The 23,101-nt window shown below is 32.4% G+C and carries 22 protein-coding genes and 1 pseudogene; all 23 read right to left on the bottom strand.

Annotated elements, in window-relative coordinates; all coding sequences use genetic code 11:
• A partial coding sequence (locus B5E58_RS11735; RefSeq protein ID WP_143597265.1) for a hypothetical protein occupies positions 1–1,265 on the bottom strand: 1,265 nt, incomplete at its 3' end.
• A 15-nt stretch (positions 1,266–1,280) separates the two neighbouring features.
• Positions 1,281–3,035, bottom strand: a complete 1,755-nt coding sequence (locus B5E58_RS11730; protein WP_158097748.1) for a bacteriocin class II family protein — start codon at positions 3,033–3,035, stop codon at positions 1,281–1,283.
• A gap of 962 nt (positions 3,036–3,997) precedes the next feature.
• The gene (locus tag B5E58_RS11725) at positions 3,998–4,726 is read right to left on the bottom strand and encodes a YebC/PmpR family DNA-binding transcriptional regulator (protein ID WP_088109848.1); all 729 of its coding nucleotides are present in this window, start codon (positions 4,724–4,726) and stop codon (positions 3,998–4,000) included.
• A gap of 64 nt (positions 4,727–4,790) precedes the next feature.
• Positions 4,791–5,444 carry a YigZ family protein gene (locus B5E58_RS11720; protein ID WP_088109847.1) on the bottom strand — a complete coding sequence of 218 codons (654 nt, stop codon included), beginning with the start codon at positions 5,442–5,444 and terminating at the stop codon, positions 4,791–4,793.
• Positions 5,445–5,531: 87 nt separating this feature from the next.
• Complete coding sequence (locus B5E58_RS11715; RefSeq protein WP_088109846.1) at positions 5,532–5,816, bottom strand: DUF6514 family protein; 285 nt, start codon at positions 5,814–5,816, stop codon at positions 5,532–5,534.
• A gap of 166 nt (positions 5,817–5,982) precedes the next feature.
• Positions 5,983–7,260: a GTPase HflX gene (gene hflX, locus B5E58_RS11710; protein ID WP_088109845.1), complete on the bottom strand. Its 1,278-nt coding sequence runs from the start codon at positions 7,258–7,260 to the stop codon at positions 5,983–5,985.
• Positions 7,261–7,324: 64 nt separating this feature from the next.
• Entirely contained in the window at positions 7,325–8,563 is a 1,239-nt protein-coding gene (locus tag B5E58_RS11705) for an LL-diaminopimelate aminotransferase (RefSeq protein ID WP_088109844.1), read from the bottom strand.
• 29 nt (positions 8,564–8,592) lie between these two features.
• Positions 8,593–9,411, bottom strand: coding sequence for a diaminopimelate epimerase (dapF, locus tag B5E58_RS11700; protein WP_088109843.1), 819 nt, complete (start codon positions 9,409–9,411; stop codon positions 8,593–8,595).
• A 108-nt stretch (positions 9,412–9,519) separates the two neighbouring features.
• Positions 9,520–9,744: a DUF378 domain-containing protein gene (locus B5E58_RS11695; RefSeq protein ID WP_088109842.1), complete on the bottom strand. Its 225-nt coding sequence runs from the start codon at positions 9,742–9,744 to the stop codon at positions 9,520–9,522.
• A 79-nt stretch (positions 9,745–9,823) separates the two neighbouring features.
• Positions 9,824–11,077 carry a M16 family metallopeptidase gene (locus B5E58_RS11690; RefSeq protein ID WP_088109841.1) on the bottom strand — a complete coding sequence of 418 codons (1,254 nt, stop codon included), beginning with the start codon at positions 11,075–11,077 and terminating at the stop codon, positions 9,824–9,826.
• 258 nt (positions 11,078–11,335) lie between these two features.
• Positions 11,336–13,492 carry a polyribonucleotide nucleotidyltransferase gene (locus tag B5E58_RS11685; RefSeq protein ID WP_088109840.1) on the bottom strand — a complete coding sequence of 719 codons (2,157 nt, stop codon included), beginning with the start codon at positions 13,490–13,492 and terminating at the stop codon, positions 11,336–11,338.
• A gap of 193 nt (positions 13,493–13,685) precedes the next feature.
• Complete coding sequence (gene rpsO / locus B5E58_RS11680; RefSeq protein ID WP_088109839.1) at positions 13,686–13,949, bottom strand: 30S ribosomal protein S15; 264 nt, start codon at positions 13,947–13,949, stop codon at positions 13,686–13,688.
• A 149-nt stretch (positions 13,950–14,098) separates the two neighbouring features.
• Positions 14,099–15,049 carry a bifunctional riboflavin kinase/FAD synthetase gene (locus tag B5E58_RS11675; RefSeq protein WP_088109838.1) on the bottom strand — a complete coding sequence of 317 codons (951 nt, stop codon included), beginning with the start codon at positions 15,047–15,049 and terminating at the stop codon, positions 14,099–14,101.
• Between the two features lie 24 nt (positions 15,050–15,073).
• Positions 15,074–15,982 (bottom strand): tRNA pseudouridine(55) synthase TruB, encoded by a 909-nt coding sequence (truB, locus tag B5E58_RS11670; protein WP_088109837.1) that lies wholly within the window; start codon positions 15,980–15,982, stop codon positions 15,074–15,076.
• A 4-nt stretch (positions 15,983–15,986) separates the two neighbouring features.
• The gene (locus tag B5E58_RS11665) at positions 15,987–16,952 is read right to left on the bottom strand and encodes a DHH family phosphoesterase (protein ID WP_158097747.1); all 966 of its coding nucleotides are present in this window, start codon (positions 16,950–16,952) and stop codon (positions 15,987–15,989) included.
• Positions 16,945–17,331 (bottom strand): 30S ribosome-binding factor RbfA, encoded by a 387-nt coding sequence (gene rbfA / locus B5E58_RS11660; protein ID WP_088109835.1) that lies wholly within the window; start codon positions 17,329–17,331, stop codon positions 16,945–16,947. Before rbfA ends, B5E58_RS11665 begins: the two co-directional genes overlap by 8 nt.
• A gap of 27 nt (positions 17,332–17,358) precedes the next feature.
• The gene (gene infB / locus B5E58_RS11655) at positions 17,359–19,083 is read right to left on the bottom strand and encodes a translation initiation factor IF-2 (protein WP_443080077.1); all 1,725 of its coding nucleotides are present in this window, start codon (positions 19,081–19,083) and stop codon (positions 17,359–17,361) included.
• A gap of 84 nt (positions 19,084–19,167) precedes the next feature.
• Positions 19,168–19,317, bottom strand: a pseudogene (locus tag B5E58_RS14005) (translation initiation factor IF-2 N-terminal domain-containing protein); the annotation flags it as partial.
• Between the two features lie 22 nt (positions 19,318–19,339).
• A complete protein-coding gene (locus B5E58_RS11650) occupies positions 19,340–19,645 on the bottom strand; it encodes a L7Ae/L30e/S12e/Gadd45 family ribosomal protein (protein WP_164493562.1) in 306 nt (101 codons plus the stop codon).
• On the bottom strand, positions 19,638–19,922 hold the full coding sequence (gene rnpM / locus B5E58_RS11645) for an RNase P modulator RnpM (RefSeq protein WP_088109832.1): 285 nt from the start codon (positions 19,920–19,922) through the stop codon (positions 19,638–19,640). The genes B5E58_RS11650 and rnpM overlap by 8 nt, the downstream gene beginning before the upstream one ends.
• 18 nt (positions 19,923–19,940) lie before the next feature.
• The gene (gene nusA / locus B5E58_RS11640; RefSeq protein ID WP_088109831.1) at positions 19,941–21,107 is read right to left on the bottom strand and encodes a transcription termination factor NusA; all 1,167 of its coding nucleotides are present in this window, start codon (positions 21,105–21,107) and stop codon (positions 19,941–19,943) included.
• 33 nt (positions 21,108–21,140) lie between these two features.
• Positions 21,141–21,608 (bottom strand): ribosome maturation factor RimP, encoded by a 468-nt coding sequence (rimP, locus tag B5E58_RS11635; protein ID WP_088109830.1) that lies wholly within the window; start codon positions 21,606–21,608, stop codon positions 21,141–21,143.
• A 146-nt stretch (positions 21,609–21,754) separates the two neighbouring features.
• Positions 21,755–22,942, bottom strand: coding sequence for a cation:proton antiporter (locus tag B5E58_RS11630; RefSeq protein ID WP_088109829.1), 1,188 nt, complete (start codon positions 22,940–22,942; stop codon positions 21,755–21,757).
• Positions 22,943–23,101: the final 159 nt, after the last annotated feature.

Below are 23,101 nucleotides of genomic sequence, written 5' to 3'. Positions count from 1 at the left end.
AAAATGGATAGATTTTTGCCATGTTTCCTTATTATTTCCATAGATAGACACATCAACTCATATATATCAAAGGATGCCTTCTTTATCCATATATTAATGGTTGGTCCTTCAAATAATTCCTCGTATTCCACAAAGATATCCTCACACCTTTTATAAAGAAACTCATCTTGTGCTTTTGCAGTTCTTTGCATTGGAACATCATGAAGAAATCCATAAATATAAAAGGCTCTAAAGTCATGCTCTGGTTCTTCAGAGTTTTCACTTTGAAAATAAGCTTTCAACAAATTGGAACAAAACCCTTTTTGTTTTTCTGTAATACCTTCATCATCATACACATACTCTGCATTCTTTACAGTTTTCATATGTTGAAGTATTCTGTTATGCTTTTTAGGTTCAAACTCTTTTTCACAGATAAACAAGTAGTAATCTTCTAAAATCTTTTCCAATATCTCAAAAGCAATATTTAAATAATCTATTAAAGGGTCATCTTGAGACCAATAATACAGATCAAACTGAATAGTATCCTTTTTTCTACCAACATATATTTCATATGGAACCGGCTTTTGTTCTTTCTTTATTCTTTTTTGAAAAAATAACATGCAATCACATTGTTCTGCCAAATATGAAATTTCTTTTTCCTCTTTATAATTTAGCTCTATATCTTTTCCATAACTTCTCAAAACTCTAATTATGAATACAACTAGTTTCTCTGGGCAAATGACATCTTTTTTTATAATGATAGAAAGACTTTGCAATTCCTCAAAATGGTCTTCATAATCTACCCTAATATCCGGTTTTTCTTTCTGAAAAAATGTATATTGTTCCTCGGCATTTGCTTTCATCATTATATCGTCATGATATCCATATAGTGTAAAATCATTCATAGGAAAACTACATTGACCAGGATCTACATTATGAAAACAGTCTTTTAATAAAAAAGAATGCACGCCCTTTCTTTTTTCAATGATAATTTCTTTTTCATCAGATAGAAATTCTGTAGTTGATTGATTTTTCAGATAAGTGATGCAGTTTTCCAATTCTTCCGCCTCACCTTGAAAATGTCTTACCGTAAAAACGCAATATTCTTCCATTATTTTTTCCAAAATTGCATAACTGATTTCTGTAAAGTTTGTAGGATGCATACCTTCTGTGTAAGAAATATGACAGGTAAAACTCATTTCTGTAACTGTCACAAAAACATAGAATTTCTTTGCTTGCTCTTTCGTTGGTTTATCGACTACTTTTCTTTTCCTATGAAAAAACATATTATCATCTCCTAATTATACCAAATCTGTGATATCAAATACCCAGTTTGCAAATTCTTCTCCACCTACTGCCCCTGCAATACCTCCAACTAAACTAAGTACCGTGCCTCCAATAGCTGTTCCAAACCCTGGGGCAACAGCCGTTCCAATTCCAGAACCCGCCATAGCTCCAAGTTTCGCCCCAATGGCAGCTCCTGCCCAGCGACTTCCTATTTTAGCTGCTGTCATACCCGTTTTTTTGCCTATTTTTTTGTCCACATCACTTAAATCATCTATAATAGTATTTCCTAATTCCAAAGTATCTAAAAGGACACCTGCTACTAAAAGAACTTTTCCTCCGATACGGACTGCTTTTCCTGCTTTTGTAAAGTTTTTAAATCTTATATATGTAGATTCAGAAATTTCTTTATGATTTAAATATTTCTTTAAAAAAATTGGTTTGTCAGCATCATAATTAATGTGAAATGACAGCTCCTTACCTTTTTCATAATGTGGTCTATCCAACATAAATGCTCTTGATTTTTTTCCATTTTTCGCATAAAAAAGCATGGAATAATCATTCATATCCGACAAATTTTTGAGCTTTGAATTATTCAATTTAGCATTAGAAATATCTTTTACTACTACTTCATGTGTTACATCTGTCAAATTACTTTGTAGTATATCCACATATGTCAGCACAGGCACAGACCCTGATACCAAGGACTTTGACACTTGATTCCATGCACAAAGTGTTTCCTCTCCAAAAACACCATCTTCTTTTAATTTACCGCGGCTACCTTTCATTCCCAATATATTCAGTTTCTTTTGCAGCTGCAGTATCTTTTGTGAATTTCCACCTACAAACCACATCAGATTTTCTATATTGTTTTTCAGATTAGAACACTGAATACCGCTTTTCTGTAATTGCTCTATTGCATAAATTAGTATTTTCCCATTTTTATCCTGTATATAGTGATGTTCCCTTTCTCCTTGTTTGATGTCACTTTCTATTTGATTATAAATATTTTTTAACATTTTATCAATTTCATAAACATATTTCTTTGCAGATCCATAAGAATACTTAATAGGAAATTCGTTTCTAAAGATTTTTTTTACAATTTCCATATTATATTCTTTGCTACATAAACGTTTTCCGTTTTTTCCTTTATAAATTTTTTCGTTCCATTTATACTGATAGTAATAATATACATCTGCTAAAAACGCATTTCCTTTGCCTTGCTCCACAGAAGATAAAAATGCAAATTTCTTCAAATCATTGGATGCCGCTTTAGAAACATTGCTATTTAATGCTTTTTGCAACATATTTAACTTTTCTGATATAGAAATATTGTTTCCAGTATTGCTTCTTATCTTTTTTTCTGCTTTTTCAATGTTTCCAAAACTTTCTGATGATTTTCTTTTAGACTCTTTAGATGACAATAATACATAAGAAACAATTCTATCTACATTAACGTTATGACTCCCCCATTTTTGTATAATCTCTCCCATCGCCTTTACTAGTTCTGCCGTTTCCTTTCGATCTTTTTCTGGAATAAATGCTAAAATATAAGCACTACTTTTCACATCTTGATAAATCATTGAAATCATTTCATTACAGCACTGTACAAGTTCCTTCAATCCATCCAAATATTTATATTCCTTTGAAACTTTCACAACTTCTTCAATCTTAAATTGTTGATTCATTGCTTGAAAATATACATCTGTTCCTACAATTTTTCCATTTTTTCCAGTTAACTCTTTACTCATATTTAATATCCTTTCTTTCATTTATTTTCCTTAGTATAACTGAAAAAAAGTCTCATAAAATCCCAACATTTTCATTTGTATTCTATAATTCTGAATATTTTTTAAAATAAAAAACAGTGATATTCTTTAGAGATTGCTTCATAAAGAAAACAAATATATCCAGAATCCTTATCAAATGAAGGATTCCAGTTATTTCTTTATATTATTAGAAAATCCTTTTCTAGTAATAAGCATCGATTATTCTTTATACAAAGTTTGATTATATTTACCACAAATCCACCCAAACCATTAAATATGAATAGCATTTTTCTTTTTACCAATTAGATATTATTTAAAATCAGTATCTGCATTTCTACTGTATATGTTTTAAATACAATTTATCTTATACTCATTATTTTACCACATTATACAATGCAAAATTAAAAAACTTAATTCTGCTATTATATATATATCTATACATTCAACTCTTTTCTTTAATATAAATCCTTTTGGGTACTCATGTGGCTTTACCTCTAAAACTCTGATTTCTTTTTCTCTAATAAAAATTTCTCCTTTCCTTGTTTCTTCCTTATTAATGGCAATAAAAAAAGCAGTACATCTTTATTTGTACTGCCATAAAATAAATTTTAGTTACTCATCCCCCCCTTATGTTACGAGTATATAAAAATCACTCATATTAAGTTTTTATTTTATAAAATAAAATCTAATAACTTATTGTGATTATGATTGTTATTTTTTGTCATAATTTGCGAAATATTTTTTTAAAAAATGGTTATAAAATGAATTTGTTAAATTTTGACATATATTTTAAGGTACAAAAAAAGCGATGTGAATTTAAAATCACATCGCTGGAAATCGATTTTTTGCCTAATTTTTGCCATGTCATCTATGAAAATCGAATTTTTTTAAGCCTAAAAATTCTTCAAAAAAACCTCTGAAAACGTTGATTTCTCGGGCTTTTTTGACTATGTCATCATGTTTGACTACTCATCCCAATTGTGGTACACATTCTGAACATCATCGTCATCATCAAGAAGGTCAAGAAGTTTATTCATTTTCTTAATATCATCTTCACCTGTAAGAGCTGTGTAAGTCTGAGGTATCATAGTAACCTCTGCTGAAGCCATAGGAATTCCTGCTGCTTCAAGAGCCTCACGAACAGCTGAAAAATCATCTGGAGTTGTTGTAATTTCAAAGCTATCTTCTTCAGCTGCAAAATCTTCTGCACCTGCTTCAATAGCAGTCATCATAAGCTCGTCTTCTTCCATTTCAACCTCTTCCTTATCAATAACGATAAGACCTTTTTCATCAAACATGAAAGATACACAACCGCTTGTACCCATATTTCCGCCGCCTTTTGTGAAAGCGTTACGAACATTTGCAGATGTACGGTTTCTATTGTCTGTAAGAGCTTCAACTATAACAGCAACACCATTAGGACCATATCCTTCATATGTTACTGATTCGTAATTAACATCATCACCAGCACCAGCAGCTTTTTTAATACTTCTCTCTATTGTATCATTAGGCATATTATTTGATTTAGCCTTTGCTATAACGTCACGAAGTTTTCCGTTGTTTGCAGGGTCTGGACCACCAGCTTTAACGGCAACTGCAATTTCTCTTCCGAGCATAGTAAATATTTTACCTTTTGCAGCATCATTTTTTTCTTTTTTATGTTTAATATTAGCAAACTTTGAATGTCCTGACATAAATATCCTCCTTAAAATTTCTCCACGTTACATTTTATCATTTTTTATCAAATATTACAAGTTTTTATTCATACAAATCAAGGTTACCATCAAGCCAAACACCATATAATTCATTAAGCATATTTATCTGAGCTTTACCATTTGATACATCAATCATTTTACTATTAAAGCTATCCGCAAAATCAGCCTCAGTTAAAACTATAAACTCAACATTTTCAGTATAAATTGTATCATGTATAATATGACCGTCCTGCAATATTTCATACTGAATTTTGCCTGATGTAGGATAGTCTGTAACTATACTAAATTTTCTATAAAGAACCATTTCAGCTACACCAGCAGAAAGTATCCCCTCTTTAGCAGATTTTCCATAGGCTCTTACAAGACCGCCTGTGCCCAAAAGAGTTCCACCAAAATATCTTGTAACAACAATAGCAGTATTTTTTATATCTTCACCGGCTAAAACATCAAGAACAGGTTTTCCTGCAGTACCTTGTGGTTCACCATCATCACTACAACGCTGTATTTCATTTCTATCGCCTATCTGATAAGCAAAAACATTGTGAGTTGCGTTCCAATATTTCTTTTTCATTTCATCAATAAAGGCTCTAGCTTCATCTTCATCTTTAACAGGTCTTACAGTAGCAATAAATCTTGATTTTTTTTCTATAATTTCAGCCTCAGCTTGATTTAATATTGTTTTATATTTTTTAAGCATTCTATCACCCAAACTTTAATTTTATGCATTTAAAGTATACCATAAAATATTTAAACAAAAAAGAAAAGACCGCAAAAAAACGGTCTTTTATGAAACAAAATCGTCAATTATATTTAAAAGTGACGATGGCATAACATTATATTTTGATATTATATCAGCAAGTTTTAAAATATCCTCTCTTTTTTCTGTTACACCATAGTCTCCCTCTTTTTCAACAAAAACATTTCCACAATACTTTGATATTTCTATGCCATATACTGGAGATTTCATATTTTTATATTTTATATGACTTTTTGTTATAAAATAGTGCAATACAACACTTTCTCCATTTTCTAATTCAACTGTTTTTTCTGAAAATATTTCCTTTTCCATAACTCTCCCCCTTAAACTCACTAAGGAAGATTATAACAGTTAACAAATGTTATTTCTATAAAACAATATCGACTTTTAAATAGCATTTATCAAAGTATTCGACAGGAGAAATCAATATATACAGCCGATATACAAACCATGAAATGTTTACTGTCGAAAAATAATATTATTTCAAGATATAATTTTTAAGTCTATTTTCAGTTTCTTCATTGACATAAGCCTCTATAAGATAGCCTGTTTCTGTGTGTTCTTCTGATATAATTTCACACTTGCCATGTATATAACTTATGAGACTTCCCTCACTGTAAGGTATCATGACTTTAATAGATTTTCTAAAGGATTTTAAAAGTTCCTCAATAGCAGTAAGCATATTTTCTGTGCCTTTTCCTGTTTTAGCTGAAATTTTAACAGTATCCCTAGCTTTTATATCGAAAGGTAGAGGATATTCAACATCTTCCCTATCAATCTTATTAAATACAGTTATAACAGGAGTCTCCTCACAGCCTAACTCTCTAAGGGTACTATAAACAACATTCATATGTTCTTTCCTCTGTGGATTTGATGCATCTACCACATGGAGAAGTATATCAGCATATTTCATTTCCTCAAGAGTAGCTCTAAAAGCCTGAACAAGATTATGAGGTAATTTCTGTATAAATCCAACCGTATCAATTAAAAGTATTTCAGAGCCATTTATAAGCTTAACTTTTCTTGTTGTTGTATCAAGAGTAGCAAAAAGTTTATCTTCCGCCAAAACTCCTGCATCTGTAAGTTTATTTATAAGTGTTGATTTACCTGCATTTGTATATCCTACAAGGGACACAACAGGTTTTCCCTTTTTATCTCTCTGATTTCTCAAAAGCTCTCTGTGAGTTTCTATCTCTTTAAGTTCTCTGTTAAGTTCTGCAATTCTTGATTTTATATATCTTCTGTCAACTTCAAGTTTTGTCTCACCAGGACCTCTTGTACCGATACCACCACCAAGTCTTGACAAAGAAGCACCAATTCCCACAAGTCTTGAAAGTCTATATTTAAGCTGTGCCAACTCAACTTGAATTTTTCCTTCTCTGGATATGGCTCTAGAAGCAAATATATCAAGTATAACCATTGTTCTATCCATTATTTTAGTATTAAGTATCTGTTCAAGATTTTTAATTTGAGCTGGTGAAAGTTCATCATCACATACAATTCCTGTTGCGTCATAAGCATTAATCATAACTTGAAGTTCTTCAAGTTTACCTTTTCCAAGATAATGGGCTGGGTGTATTTTTTCTCTTTTTTGAATAAGTCTACCAACAGACTCTGCTCCTGCTGTTTTAACAAGTTCATTAAGCTCATCAAGACAACTTTCAGTGTCCATTCCTCCCATTTCTTGGTCTACTCCTACAAGTATAACTTTCTCTTTCATTTCTTCTGTTATATGAAGCTGTGTTTCCTTTGCCATATAAACCCTCCAATCACATAAAAACAGACGGATAATAAATATCCGTCTTTAAATAATACAATATTTAGAATAGAAATTCAACATCAGAAAGTCTTCTATAAATCTCATCCATAACTTTTCTTTCTTCCTCCTCACCATAAGCAAGGAATGTTACAGACATTCTAATATATGGTTCAACATCGTCCCATGGAACTGTTGATATAAGTTTTTCTCTTATAAGATACTGGCTAAAATCTTCAGCAGTTTTAAACTCTGGACCATTTTTAACTCCCTTAGGTATTTTTACATAGAGATAAAATGAAGCTTTTGGTTTTTTAGCATTAAATCCAAGTTTATTTAATGTTTCAACAAGCATAGAATGTCTTCTTGAATATTTTTTAGCTGTCTCATCTGTAATTTCAGTATGTTCAAGGGCATATTTTGAAGCAAGCTGTATTGCCTTAAACTGTCCTGAGTCGTTATTATCTTTTACAGCAGCAAAAGCCTTTACAACAAGTTCATTTCCCACAACAAAAGCCATTCTCCAACCAGTCATATTAAAAGCCTTACTTAAAGAATGTATTTCAACGCCAACTTCTTTTGCACCATCAACAGAAAGGAAACTGAATGGTTTTTCACCATCAAATGTAAGACCTGCATAGGCTGCATCCTGAACAACAATAATATCATTTTTCTTTGCAAAATCAATTACTTTTTCAAAAAATTCAACTGTGGCAGAAGCACCTGTTGGATTATTAGGATAATTTATATATAAAAGTTTAGCTCTCTTTAAAATATCAGAAGGTATGCTGTCTAAATCAGGAAGAAAATCGTTTTCCTCTTTTAAAGGAAGTTTATAAACCTCTCCACCAAGCCACTCTGTCATTGTTCCTATTATAGGGTATCCCGGAACAGTCATAAGTGTAACATCTCCCGGATTTATAAATGCCTGTGCCATCATAGCCAAGGCTGGTTTTGAACCGATAGAATGACAAACTTCTGTCTCTCCGTTAATTCCTTTTACATTATAGAAACTTTCCATATATTTTGCAGCAGCATTTTTAAACTCTGCAATTCCATTATCAGCATAATCTCTGTTTTCCCATTTATGAGCTTCATTACAAAGAGTTTCAACAACTCCCATATCAGCCATAGCATCAGGCTCCCCAACACCCATATCTATTATATCCATATCAGGATGTTCTTTCATAGCTGTTCTTCTTGCTCTTTTAATCTTTTCAAATTTATAGAGAACAGTATCTTTACCAAATTTATTTCCGCCAATTCTCTCTGCTATTAATTCCTGAATATAACTATCTGCCATAATTTTAATCTCTCCTTTATTGTAAATTATTATGCAAGCCAAATACCGTCAAATGAAAATCTTGCAGGGCCTGTCATATATACATGATTATCTTTTTCATTCCATTCAATTTCCAAGTTTCCGCCTAAAAGTTCAACAGTAGTCTTTCTGTCACAAACTCCATTTATGACAGAGGCAACAACAGTTGCACAAGTTCCTGTTCCGCAAGCAAAAGTTTCGCCTGCTCCTCTCTCCCAAACACGCATTTTAAGCATATTATCAGAAACCTTTTCAACAAACTCAACATTTATTTTTTTAGGAAAGTTCTTGTCCACTTCAACAACTTTTCCGTATTTTTCAACATCAAAATTTTTGACATCTTCAACATAAGTCACAGCATGAGGATTTCCCATTGAAACGCAAGTAAAATCAAAATTTTTATCATAAACCTGTATACTTACATTTTTATCTGATGAAGGTATTAAACTTGGTTCAAGTATAGGCTCTCCCATATCAACAGTAACTGTATCAACAACTCCGTTATTTATGTGTAAATCAAGATATTTAATTCCTGCAAGAGTTATTACAGAAATATTTGTCTTATCAGTTAAACCTCTATCATAGACATATTTACCTACACATCTTATAGCATTTCCACACATTTCAGCCTCTGAACCATCAGAGTTAAACATTCTCATTCTAAAATCAGCCTCATCAGAAGGACATATAAGAACAAGACCATCAGAACCTACACCGAAATGTCTTTCACTCATTTTTAAGGCTAACTGGGAAGGATTTTCTATATTTTCATCAAAACAATTTATATAAATATAATCATTCCCACAGCCTTGCATTTTTGTAAACTTCATATTTCCACCCCTAAATTAAAGATTAACAAAATAATACCATAATATAATAAAAAAGACAGCCATTTTAATAATTAAAACAGCTGTCTTTTAAAGTATTATATATTTCTATTAATTAATATTACCAACTCTGTCATGGTGAGCTCCCACTTTTGAATAGAAAGTAAGACCATAAAGACCTGCAAGACCAACAAGAGTGAAAATAACTCTAGCAACAGTAAAGAGTGAGCCACTAAATATAGTAGTTACAAGGTCAAAACCAAAAAGTCCTATAAGTCCCCAGTTTAAAGCACCAACAATCATTATTGTAAGTGCACACCAGTTTAGAAATCTCATAACAACACAACCTCCTATAAAAATAATATTTATAAGTTCTGTATTATTATTTCACTTAAAAAGATTTTTATTCTACAATTTACGGCATTATTTTTCCAAAATCTATACTTTCTGTATTACCTGAGAGAGAAATGCTTATTTTGTCAAAATCAAAAATCTTATTTACTATATTATGGACAGATTGAGCTGTAACACTTTCTATATTAGATATTATTTCCTCTTGAGTCTGAACAGTATTTCTTAAAAGAACAGAGCCTCCCATAGAAGTCATTCTATTTACAGTGCTTTCAGTACCTATTATATAGTTACTTATTATCTGTTCTTTGGTAATTTTAATTACTTTATCAGAAATCAGACTGTTTTTAATGTCTTCTATCTCATTATAAATAAGTCTGCAAACTTTTTCTATCTGATTAGGGTTCATTCCAGCATATACAGCAAATAATCCTGCGTCTGTGTAGGCTGAAATATAGCTATATATTGAATATGTGAGTCCGTTGTCTTCTCTTATTTTTTGGAAAAGTCTTGAACTCATTCCCCCACCGAAAATAGTATTAAATATTGTCATATCATATTTATTTTCATGGTCTCTTTCAAGTCCCGGAAAACACATACACATATGAATTTGTTCAATATCCTTTGGACTTTTTATAAATGAAGGATAGTAGACTGTTTTTTCTTTTTCTTCATTTAATGTTTTGAGAGATTTTTTATCTCCAAAATATTTTTCAACCAGTGCAAAAGCCTCATTTTCATTGACATTTCCTGCAATTGAAATTACAGTATTTTCATTTGTATAATGTTTATCAAAATAATCTTTTATTATTTTTCCATCAAAATTTGATATTGTATCAGCTGTTCCAAGAATAGGAAGTCCAAGACTGCTATTTTTCCATATATTTTCTTGAAGTTTATCATGTACAACCTCCTCCGGAGCGTCATCATACATATTTATTTCTTCAAGTATAACATTTCTCTCTCTTGAAACATCATTATCATCAAATTTTGAGTTTAAAAACATATCACTTAAAATATCAACTGCCTTTTCAATATGCTTATCAAGCACACGTGTGTGATAGCAAGTATACTCTTTTGTTGTATAAGCATTAATCTGACCGCCTAAAGCGTCCATTTCCTCGGCAATATCTTTTGCACTTCTCTTAAATGTACCTTTAAAAAGCATATGTTCTATAAAATGAGAAATACCATTATTATTGATATTTTCATCTCTTGAACCATTTTTTACCCATATACCAAAAGATACACTTCTAACATAAGGTATTTCTTCAACAGCAACTCTTATTCCATTTTTAAGCGTTTTTATATTAACCATTCAAATTCACCTCAAAAAAATATATAATACTATAATTACATTTTTTTAATTTTATATACAACAATAGGGCTATACTATAAAAGTACATAAATTCCCCTACATTTGTTGTTTATGAATGGTATATTCTCAACGCCATTGTCGGAGTAAAAACTACTCAAATAGATATAACCCTATATAAATTTTTAATTTATTAAATTACATAAAAGATTATAAAATAAATAATATTAAATTGCAATATAAATTTATTTATACCTCTTATTAGTCTTCTTTTAATTCTTCTTTGTTTTCTTCTTTTTCAACAGCATCTCTTATAGAAAGATTAAGTCTGCCCTGTGCGTCAATTTCAAGAAGTTTAACAACTACTTGGTCATCAACTTTTACAACATCTTCAACATTTGCAACACGTTTGTTTGCAAGTTTTGATATATGAACAAGACCTTCTTTTCCAGGAGCTATTTCAACGAAAGCACCAAAGTTCATTATTCTTGTTACTTTACCTTTATAAATCTTACCTACTTCAGGCTCCATAACGATAGCAGAAATCATATCAATAGCAAGCTGTATTCCTTCTGGGTCAACACCTTTAATATAAATCTTTCCATCGTCCTGTGTATCAATTTCACAGCCTGATTCTTCAATAATTTTCTTAATTGTCTTTCCTCTAGCACCGATAACTTCTGCAATCTTTTCAACATCAATCTGCATTGAAGCAATCTTTGGAGCATATGGAGAAAGTTCTTTTCTAGGCTCAGCAATACATTTTGCCATAACTTCATCAAGTATATAAGCTCTCGCTCTACCTGTCTGAGCTAAAGCCTGCTCAATCATAGGGAATGTAAGACCTTTAATCTTCATATCCATCTGAATTGCAGTTATACCTTTATGTGTTCCGGCAACTTTAAAGTCCATATCACCGAAGAAGTCCTCTATTCCCTGAATGTCTGTTATTTCGATAAAGTCGTCATCTGTGTCACCTGTAACAAGACCAACAGAAATACCAGCAACAGGACGTTTAATAGGAACACCAGCAGCCATAAGTGAAAGTGTTGAACCACAGATACTTGCCTGTGATGTTGAACCGTTAGAGCTCATAATATCAGAAACAAGTCTTATAGCATATGGGAATTCTTCTTCACTTGGAATAACAGGAACAAGAGCTCTCTCACCTAAAGCACCGTGACCAATTTCACGTCTTCCAGGACCTCTTGATGTTTTAGCTTCACCAACTGAATATCCTGGGAAATTATAATGGTGAATATATCTCTTTGTAACTTCTGTTGTGTCAAGTCCGTCAAGTTTCTGAATTTCAGAAAGAGCACCTAATGTTGTAACTGTAAGAGCCTGTGTCTGACCTCTTGTGAAAAGTGCAGAACCATGAGTTCTTGGAAGTATATCAATTTCAGCTGAAAGTGGTCTTATTTCCTCGATAGCTCTACCGTCAGGACGTTTATGCTCTCTTAAAATCATATGTCTAACTGTAAGCTTTTCAAATTTATAGATAATTTCATCAACCATTGTCTCGAAAGTATCTTCTGTTTCTTCAAAAAGTGGAGCGTATTCTTCACCAAATTTTTCAATTACTTCTTCAGTAATCTGTTTGATTTTTTCGTCTCTTTCCTGTTTCATATCAGTGAATACAGCTTCTTTCATACGCTCATCTGTAATGTATTCAGTGATTTTTTTGTACATATCTTCAGGAATAACATGTTCTTCATAAGGTTTTTTCTCTTTACCTTCAGCAGCCACAATCTGTTCTGTAAACTCAACGATTTTAACGTTTGTTTCATGAGCAAATCTTATAGCTTTCATCATAAGGTCATCAGGAATTTCATTTGCTCCAGCTTCAATCATCATTACTTTATCTTTCTTTGATGAAACAGTAAGAGCAAGGTCTGAAACAAGTCTCTGTTCAGCGTTAGGGTTGATTATAAGTTCTCCGTCAACAAGACCAACACTAACAGAACCTACTGCATCTGTGAAAGGAATATCTGATATACAAAGAGCGATAGATGCACCAATCATAGCAACAACTTCAGGAGCACAATCCTGGTCAACTGAAAGAACAGTTGCTATAATACAAACATCGTTTCTGTAATCTTTAGGGAAAAGAGGACGAATAGGTCTATCTATACATCTTGATGTAAGTATAGCTTTTTCGCTAGGTCTTCCCTCTCTCTTTATAAATCCTCCAGGGATTTTTCCTACTGCGTATAATCTTTCTTCATAATCAATGCTTAATGGGAAAAAGTCAATCCCTGCTCTTGGTTTTTCTGAAGCTGTTGCTGTACAAAGAACAACAGTGTCACCGTAACGAAGTATTACAGCACCATTTGCAAGCTCTGCAACTCTTCCGATTTCAGCTGTAAGAGTACGTCCGGCAAGTTCCATAGAATAACTTCTGTATTTCTTTTCCATAGTAATTCTCCTTTTTTAAAAATATAAAAATTTATAAAATTAAAAGACAAGTTTTCTGTCCCTCCTAGGACAATACACCATAGATCTTCAGATTTACATACATAAATATATATGCAAAGCTGGAAATCTATAGTGTAAACTCTTTTTTAAAAAAATAGAGAGGAAAAATCCTCTCTATTCCCTTGTCTATTAATTACTTTCTTAAACCTAACTCAGCGATAAGTTCACGATATTTTGTGATATCGTTAGCTTTAAGGTAGTTTAATAAACCTCTTCTCTGACCAACCATTTTTAAAAGACCTCTTCTTGAGTGGTGGTCTTTTTTGTGTGATTTTAAGTGGTCTGTAAGAAGTTCAATTCTTGCTGTTAAGAGAGCAATCTGAACCTCTGGTGAACCTGTGTCAGATGGTGTTCTTCCGTATTTAGCGATAATTTCCTGTTTGTTAATTGTTGCCATTTTAAAAAATCCTCCTTAAAAATATATAAATGTGTTTAAAAATTTGCTATCCCCCAAGACTAAGCAAGCGGTCGGAGATTCCGTATTCCGGGTCTGGGTTCAACAGCTATTCAAGTTTATCACATAAATTACTGTTTTACAATAGTTTTTTAATATAATTTACGCCATTTGTCAAATTCTTCACTGTCAAAGTATTCCTTAGCCTTTTTAGCATCTCTTTCCATCTGCTGGCGAAGGTCTTCAACACTTGGGAATTTCTGTTCACTTCTTATCCATTTAAAGAAATGAGTTTTTATAGTCTCACCGTAAACCATTTTATGGAAGTCAAAGAGATAAGTCTCTATAACTTTAAATGTACCGTTTACAGTTGGATTTATACCTATATTAGTAACACCGCTATAAACTTTTCCATCATATATAGTTTTTGTTGCATAAACACCATTAGGAGGGAAAAGTTTTACAGGGTCAGCAACTATATTTATAGTTGGAAAACCTATTGTTCTTCCAAGTTTTTTACCTTGAGCAACCTGACCTATTATAAAATAAGGCACAGTTAAAAGTGTATTGGCAAGTTCAATATCTTTTTCAATAAGGCAATTTCTTATTCTTGTGGAGCTTACACGCTCATTTTCATAGAGAACAGAAGGTACATATATAACCTTTACACCTCTTTTTTCTCCAAGTTCTTTTAAAAGCTGGTAGTTTCCACTCTGTTTTCTGCCAAATTTATAATTTTCACCTACAATTAAAACTTTACAGTTAAGTTTGTCAAATATTAATTCATTTGCAAACTTTTCCGGTTCCATTGAGGCAAACTCAAGGCTGAAAGGATATTCAATATAAGTATCTACCCCAAGACTTTCAATAATATATTTTTTTTCTTCTGGTGCCATAACAAGAGCCGAATGAACTCTGTTTTTGAGAAGAAACATAGGGTGAGGATTGAAAGTAAAAACAACACTCTTTAAGTTCTCCTCCTTGGCAAAATCCTTTGTAAGGCTTATAAGAGCTCTATGACCCATATGAAGGCCATCAAAATTGCCTATGGTAACAGCCGTAGGCTGGCTCTGTTCAATATTAGTATCTGTAATATGTTCCATTATAATTACTCCCAGTTTAAGGTTTTACAAAAGTATCTTGACAGGTTTTACACAGTTCATTTTTTTTGAGTCATCAAAATCAAACTTAAATATTCCTATAAAAACTCCCTCTGCATCATATACAAGTACATTTTCACCTTTTTTAATATCATATTTTTCAGCAAAAAAGTATTCATAAATCTTTCCGCCATTATGAAGAAGTTTTGTAGCCTTTGGAGATATTCTAACCTTTTTATAATCACTCAAAACCTGGTCTATTGTTATAAGTATACTGTCTATATTATTATTTTCAACAATGTTTTTTAATTCATCAAGTTTTACAGCTGTATCAAGAGTAAAATTACCAGACATAGTTCTAAGTAATGATGACATATTAGCACCACAGCCCAATTTTTTACCTATATCAGAACAAAGAGTTCTTATATAAGTTCCCTTTGAGCATATAACGTCAATAACTATTTTATTAGGTGGCAGAAATTCAAGTATTTTTATGTCATAAATCTCTATTGTTCTTGATTTTCTCTCAATCTCTTTTCCCTCTCTGGCTAACTCATAGAGTTTTTTACCATTTACTTTTATTGCTGAATACATAGGAGGTATTTGGTCAATTTTACCTTTAAAAGAATACACAACAGCTTTTATTTTTTCTTCATCAAAATCAACTGGTTTAACCTCTATAACTTCACCTGATGAATCTTCTGTGGTTGTTGTAATTCCAAGAGTAACCTCTGCTCTATATCCCTTTTTTTCAGCCATTATATAATCGGCAAGCTTTGTGCCTTTTCCTATACATATAGGAAGAACACCTTCAGCATCAGGGTCAAGAGTTCCTGTATGACCAACTTTTTTCTGATTTATAGTTTTTCTCACAACAGCAACCACATCATGAGATGTAAAACCTTTTTCTTTATAAATATTAATTATTCCATCCAAAGGTTTATTCTCCTTTTTTAAATCTACTTATAACTTCATTTTTCATTATACTTACAGCTTCTTCAAGGCTTGTTTTAAATGTACAGCCTGCTGATTTTTTATGACCGCCACCACCGAATTTCTGTGAAAGCTCTGCCACATCAAAGGAATCTTCACTTCTCAAACTTCCTTTAACCTCATTATCACCTTTTTCATACAATAAAATGGATACTTCTGTTCCTGTAATACCTTTTAAATATTCTGATACTCCCTGAACATCTCTTATTGTTCCACCGTATTTTTTAATTGTATCCATTGAAACATGAGATATTACAAATTTTCCATCACATAAAAGTTCTGTGTTTTGTAATGCTTCTCCCATAATTTTCACTTCTTTAAATGTACGACTGTGATAAATTCTGTTATATACATCAGAAAAATTAAAGTTATATGTCATAAGTTCTGATACAACACTCATTGTAGCAGGACTTGTATTTGTAAATCTAAAACCACCTGTATCATTAACAATTCCTACATATATACATATGGCAGTATTTTTATCCATGTTATACCAACCATTAAGTATTCTATAAACAATCTCTGATGTTGAAGAAGCATCAGGGTCAACATAATTAAGATTTCCAAAATACTCATTTGTTACATGGTGGTCAACATTTATTGTATAAATTTTATTAACAAAACCTTCTGCATTTTTAAGTCTCATAGTGTCACCACAATCGAGAGATAAAAACACATCAGCTGTTAAATCATCATAATTTCCAGTATACACAAATTCTTTTCCTGGAACAAAATTATATTTTTCTGCATAATCCTCAAGAAGTGCATAAACCTTTTTACCCATATTATTAAGAGCGTTTGAAAAGGCAAGTACAGACCCTATGGCATCGCCATCAGGGTTTGTATGTGCCGCAATTATAACACTTTCAGCCTTTTCAAGAGCTTCTCTTATTTGTTCAATACTATTATTCATTATCCTCATCATCTCCTGAAGATGAACTGTTATTTTTGCTTATCTCATCAATAAGTTTTGACATTCTTATACTATATTCAACAGAGTCATCAAGTTTGAATATAAGTTCAGGAGTATTTCTAAGATTTACTCTCTGAGCAAGAAGTCTTCTTATAAATCCTGTTGCATTTTTAAGACCTTTCATAACGCTTGCTTTTTCATCATCATTTCCTAAAACGGAAATATAAGCTTTACAATATTTAAGGTCTGGAGTTGTATCAACTCGTAAAACGCTTGTCATAACCCCAACACGAGGGTCTTTTATTTCACTTCTCAAAATCTGAGAAAGTTCTTTTAATATTTCGTCGTTAATTCTTGTCATTCTGTTATTGTTTTTCATATATTCACCTACTATTTTGATTTATCCTTATCTTGGAACCTCAACCATCATATATGCTTCAACAATATCAAGTTCTTTAAGGTCATTAAATTTCTTCATAACGAGACCACATTCGTATCCTGCTGCAACTTCTTTAACATCGTCTTTAAATCTCTTAAGACTTTCAAGTTCGCCGTCATAGATTTTCTCGCCTTCACGAGTAACTCTAACTTTACAATTACGAACAAATTTACCGTCAAGAACATAACTTCCAGCTATTGTACCAACGCCAGAAGCCTTGAAAAGCTGACGAACTTCAGCATGACCGATAACTTTTTCTTCGTATACAGGGTCAAGCATACCTTTCATAGCGTTTGTAACGTCCTCAATAGCATTATATATTACTCTATAAAGACGTAAGTCAACTTTTTCTTCATCAGCGAAAGCCTTTGCAGCTGGCTCAGGTCTTACATTAAAGCCTATGATGATTGCATTTGATGCAGATGCAAGCATTACGTCAGACTCAGTAATAGCACCAACACCACCATGTATTATTCTAACTCTTACTTCCTCATTTGAAAGTCTTTCAAGACTCTGTTTAACAGCTTCAACAGAACCATGAACGTCAGCTTTAACAACTATATTAAGCTCTTTAACGTTTCCTGACTGTATCTGTGTAAAGAGGTCGTCAAGAGAAACTTTCTGAGGTGTATTTTTAATCATTTCCATTCTGTTTTTAGCTATAATAGACTCAGCAACCTGTCTTGCCTGTTTTTCATTGGCAGCAACATAGAAGCTGTCACCAGCAGAAGGAACTTCAGAAAGACCAAGTATTTCAACAGGAGTTGAAGGACCTGCTTTTTTAACTCGTCTTCCCTTGTCGTCTGTCATAGCTCTTATTTTACCATAAGCACATCCAGCAACAATAGGGTCACCTACATGGAGAGTACCATTCTGAACAAGAACTGTTGCAACTGGTCCCCTACCTTTATCAAGCTGTGCCTCAATTATAGCACCTCTAGCTTTTTTGTTTGGATTAGCTTTAAGCTCTTTCATTTCAGCCGAAAGTATAATCATTTCAAGAAGCTGGTCAATACCTGTTTTGTTTACAGCAGATACAGGAACACATATTGTATCTCCGCCCCAATCTTCTGCAAGGAGACCATATTCTGTAAGCTCCTGTTTTACTCTATCAGGGTTTGCAGCAACTTTGTCGATTTTATTTATAGCAACAATAATTTCAACTCCAGCAGCTTTAGCATGGTTTATAGCTTCTATTGTCTGTGGCATAACACCGTCATCAGCAGCAACAACAAGTACAGCAATATCTGTTACCTGTGCACCACGCATACGCATTGCAGTGAAAGCTTCATGTCCCGGTGTATCAAGGAAAGTAATAGGTTTTCCATCAATCTGTACTGTGTAAGCACCTATATGTTGTGTAATACCACCAGCTTCTGTTGATGTTACACTACTATGTCTTATAGAGTCAAGGAGAGATGTTTTACCATGGTCAACGTGTCCCATAACAACTACAACAGGAGGTCTTTCCTGTAAATCTTTTTCATCATCAGGCTCTTCCTTGAATGTCTCCTCCATAATATCTTTCTCAGGTTCTCTTTCAATTATAACATTAAAATCTTCACCTATTTTTACAGCTGTATCAAAATCAATAGACTGATTTATACCTGCCATAACACCTTTTTTCATAAGGTTTTTAACAAGCTCTGTACCACTCATATTGAGTTTTTCTGCAAGTTCTTTTACAGTTATATTTTCTCCAATATAAACTACTTCTATATCATCATCACTATTATCTGATGATGAGCTTTCAAGTCCCTCAGACTCATAATATTCAACTATTAAAGCTGCATCTTCCTCGCTTAATGTACTCATATGGCTGTTTGCTTCAATTCCAAACTCCTCAAGCTTTTCCATAAGGTCTTTACTGTTTACGTTTAACTGTTTTGCTAATTCATGTACACGTGTCTTTGGCAAACGCTCCACCTCCAAATTTCTTTTACTATATTTAATTATCTATACTTGAAAGTTCCGATATTTTTTTTGCAAAACCACTGTCTATAATAGCCATAACAGCTCTGTTATCTTTTCCAACAGCATTTCCCAAAGTGATTTTATCAGAAATTATAATAATCGGAACATTATAATATTCACATGAATTTTTGAATTTTTTAAGTGTATTAGCTGACGCATCAGAGGCTACTATAACAAGATGTGCTTTTTTACTTTTTATAGCAATCTCAACACCCTGTTCACCGGAAACTATTTTTCCTGCACGCATACACAATCCTAAAAAATTTAATATTTTATTCATGTAAATTCCCCTTTTCTTTCAAAAGCTGTTCTTTAAGTTCTTCATAAACTTCAGCTGGTACAGCTGATTTAAAAGACCTTTCAAGACCTTTTGATTTATGGGCTTTTAAGAGACATTCTTCATTAGGACATACATAAGCACCTCTACCTGGTTTTTTGCCTGTAAAATCCACTGAAAATTCTCCCTCATCATTTCTCACAATTCGCACAAGGTCTTTTTTGTTTTTCATTTCCTGACATCCTGTGCATTTTCTCAAAGGTATTTTTCTCTGTTTCATCAAAACACCTCCCTATAATTATTCCTCATCAAGAGTTTCTTCCTCAGCTTCAAAATCTTCCATGAAAACATCATCATTTGCTTCTTCATCGTCAAGAGAACATTCAAAAGCACTTTCTGCAAGTTCATCTTCTGTAATAAAGTTAGTCTCTTTAGCCTGAGTTTCACTCTTAATATCAATTCTCCAGCCTGTAAGTTTAGCTGAAAGTCTAGCATTCTGTCCCTCTTTACCAATAGCAAGAGAAAGCTGATGATTAGGAACAACAATTTTTGCACTCTGTTCTTCCTCATTTATTGAAACAGCAAGAACTTTTGAAGGGCTTAATGCAGCAGCGATAAACTCTTTAGGGTATTCACTCCAATTAATAATATCAATTTTTTCTCCACCAAGCTCATTTACAATAACATTTACTCTTGAACCATTCTGACCTACACATGAACCTACTGCATCAACATTTTCATCTTTTGAATATACAGCAATCTTTGTTCTTGAACCAGCTTCACGAGCTATACTCTTTATCTCAACAGTTCCATCATGAACCTCTGGAACTTCCTGTTCAAAGAGTCTCTTTACAAGCTCTGGGTGTGTTCTTGAAACATAAATCTGAGGTCCTTTTGTTGTCTGTTTTACTTCAAGAACATACACTTTTATTCTGTCCATAAAATTGTATTCTTCTCCTGGAATTTGTTCATTTGGAGAAAGAATTCCATCAATTTTTCCAAGCTGAACAATAACATTTTTCTTTTCACGTCTCTGAACAATACCAGTCATAATTTCTTTTTCTTTTGTTATATACTGGTTGAAAAGTATTTCTCTTTCAGCTTCTCTGAATTTCTGAACAACAACCTGTTTTGCAGTCTGAGCAGAAATTCTTCCAAAATTTCTAGGTGTAACTTCAATGTCAATAACGTCACCTACTGTAAAGTAAGGATTTCTTGCTTTTGCTTCCTCAAGAGAAAGTTCAAGCATAGGGTCAACAACGTTTTCAACAACCTCTTTTTGAGCATAAACAGCTACATTTCCAGTTTCTCTGTTTATTACAACTTTTATGTTCTGGCTTGTTCCAAAGTTCTTTTTACAGGCTGAAACGAGAGATGTCTCTATTGCCTCAAATATAATTTCCTTATCAATACCTTTTTCTTTTTCAATCTGATTTAAAGCATCAATAAATTCCGCATTATCCATTTTTCAAATTCCTCCCATTCTCATTATCATAAATTAAAAAATAACGGCAAGTCTTACTCCTGCAATATCTTTTCTGTCAAAACTTATCTCTTTACCATTATCGTCAGTGATAGTTACAATATTATTTTCAAGACCTTTTAAAGCTCCCTGATATTCTTTTGAGCCTTCAAAAGCCTTGTAAAGTTTAATATCAACAATCTCACCAGCATACTTTGCAAAGTCACTTTCTTTTTTAAGAGGTCTGTCAATTCCCGGAGAGCTAACTTCAAGTATATAAGCTTGCTCAATAGGGTCATTCTTATCAAGCTCAACTTCAAGAGCACGACTTACAGCCTCACAATCATCAATTGTAATTCCGCCTTCTTTGTCAATATAAATTCTTAAGTACCAGTTTGGACCTTCCTTAACAAATTCAACATCAACAAGTTCAAAATTCTTTTCTTCAATTATAGGCATAAGAATTGCCTCAACTTTTTTTTCAGAATTATTTGTTTTTGCCATTATCTCACCCTATCAAAATAAAATATTTCTTTACAAAACTTAAGAGTGGGCAAAAACCCACTCTTACAAATTGACTGCTATTAATACATATTTAGTATAACACCTAAAAAGTTTTTATGCAATAGAAATTTGTCAATATATACAAATTAAGCTTCTTTGGCAACTTTTTTATCAGCCATAGTCATTTTAAGAAGTATAGGAGTAATAAGAGTTGTAACAATAACAACAACTACTATTGCAGGGAACATTGTCTCAGATATAAGTCCAACCTGTGCACCCTTTTGAGCAACTATAAGAGCAACCTCACCACGAGAAACCATTCCTATACCAACAGAAAGAGCCTCATGTCTATCAAATTTACATATAAGAGCACCTATACCACAACCAACAATCTTTGTTATAATTGCCACAATAAGAAGAACAATAGAGAATACAATTAATGTAGGTGTAAGACCTGTAACAACAGTTTTTATACCTATACTTGCAAAGAAAATAGGTGTAAAGAACATATATGATGTAACTGTAACTTTTGAAGCAATATAAGATTTTGTATCAGATATATTACAAAGTATAAGACCAGCAAAATATGCCCCTGTAATATCTGCAACACCAAAAAATTCCTCAGCACAATATGACATAAAAAAACAGAAAGCAACAGCATATATTGCAACACGTCTTTTTCTTCCATATTTCTGTTCCATTTTTTGAAAAACTTTGTGTATTATAACAGCACATATAACCACAAAAGCAAAGAATAAAATTATTTTTAAAAGAACAAATATAATATTAACATCTGGGTCAGCAAAACTTGTTATTACTGTTAAAGCTATAATACCTAAAATATCATCTATAATAGCAGCTCCAAGTATTGATGTTCCAACTTTACCTTTAAGTTTTCCCATCTCTCTAAGTGTCTCAACAGTTATACTTACTGATGTTGCAGTTAATACAACACCAATAAAAACTGACTCCAGAACTGCTTTATCAGCAGGAACAGTTTTTCCAAAGAATACATAATATGTTGCAAACCCACCTATAAGAGGCACTATAACACCTATAAGTGCTATTACAAAAGATGCTTTTCCTGTACTTTTAAGCTCCTCAAGGTCTGTATCAAGACCTGCCATAAACATAAGAAAAATAACACCTATTTCTGCTGATTTTACAAGGAAGTCTGTCTCATGTAAAATATTGAAACAACTTGGTCCAAGTATTACACCAACAAGAAGTGCTCCTACTACTTGCGGCATATGCACCTTTTCAGACAAAAGCCCAAATACTTTTGTTGAAAGCAATATAATTGCTACAAGCATTAAAAATTCATAAGATTCCATTTTTTAACCACCCTTCACCAATAAAAAATTAATTATTTTTGAATTATAATCCTTATTTCAATAAAACTCAACTTTATTATAAATTTATAATTACTAATTAAATCATATTATATTTGTATATTTTTTAATTTCTATGTTCCTTATAATATACAATAAATA

Origin of the sequence: Tyzzerella sp. An114 (genome assembly GCF_002161055.1) — a bacterium.
GTDB lineage: Bacteria > Bacillota > Clostridia > Lachnospirales > Anaerotignaceae > Fimicola > Fimicola cottocaccae.
This window is presented reverse-complemented; position numbering and strand designations above follow the sequence as displayed.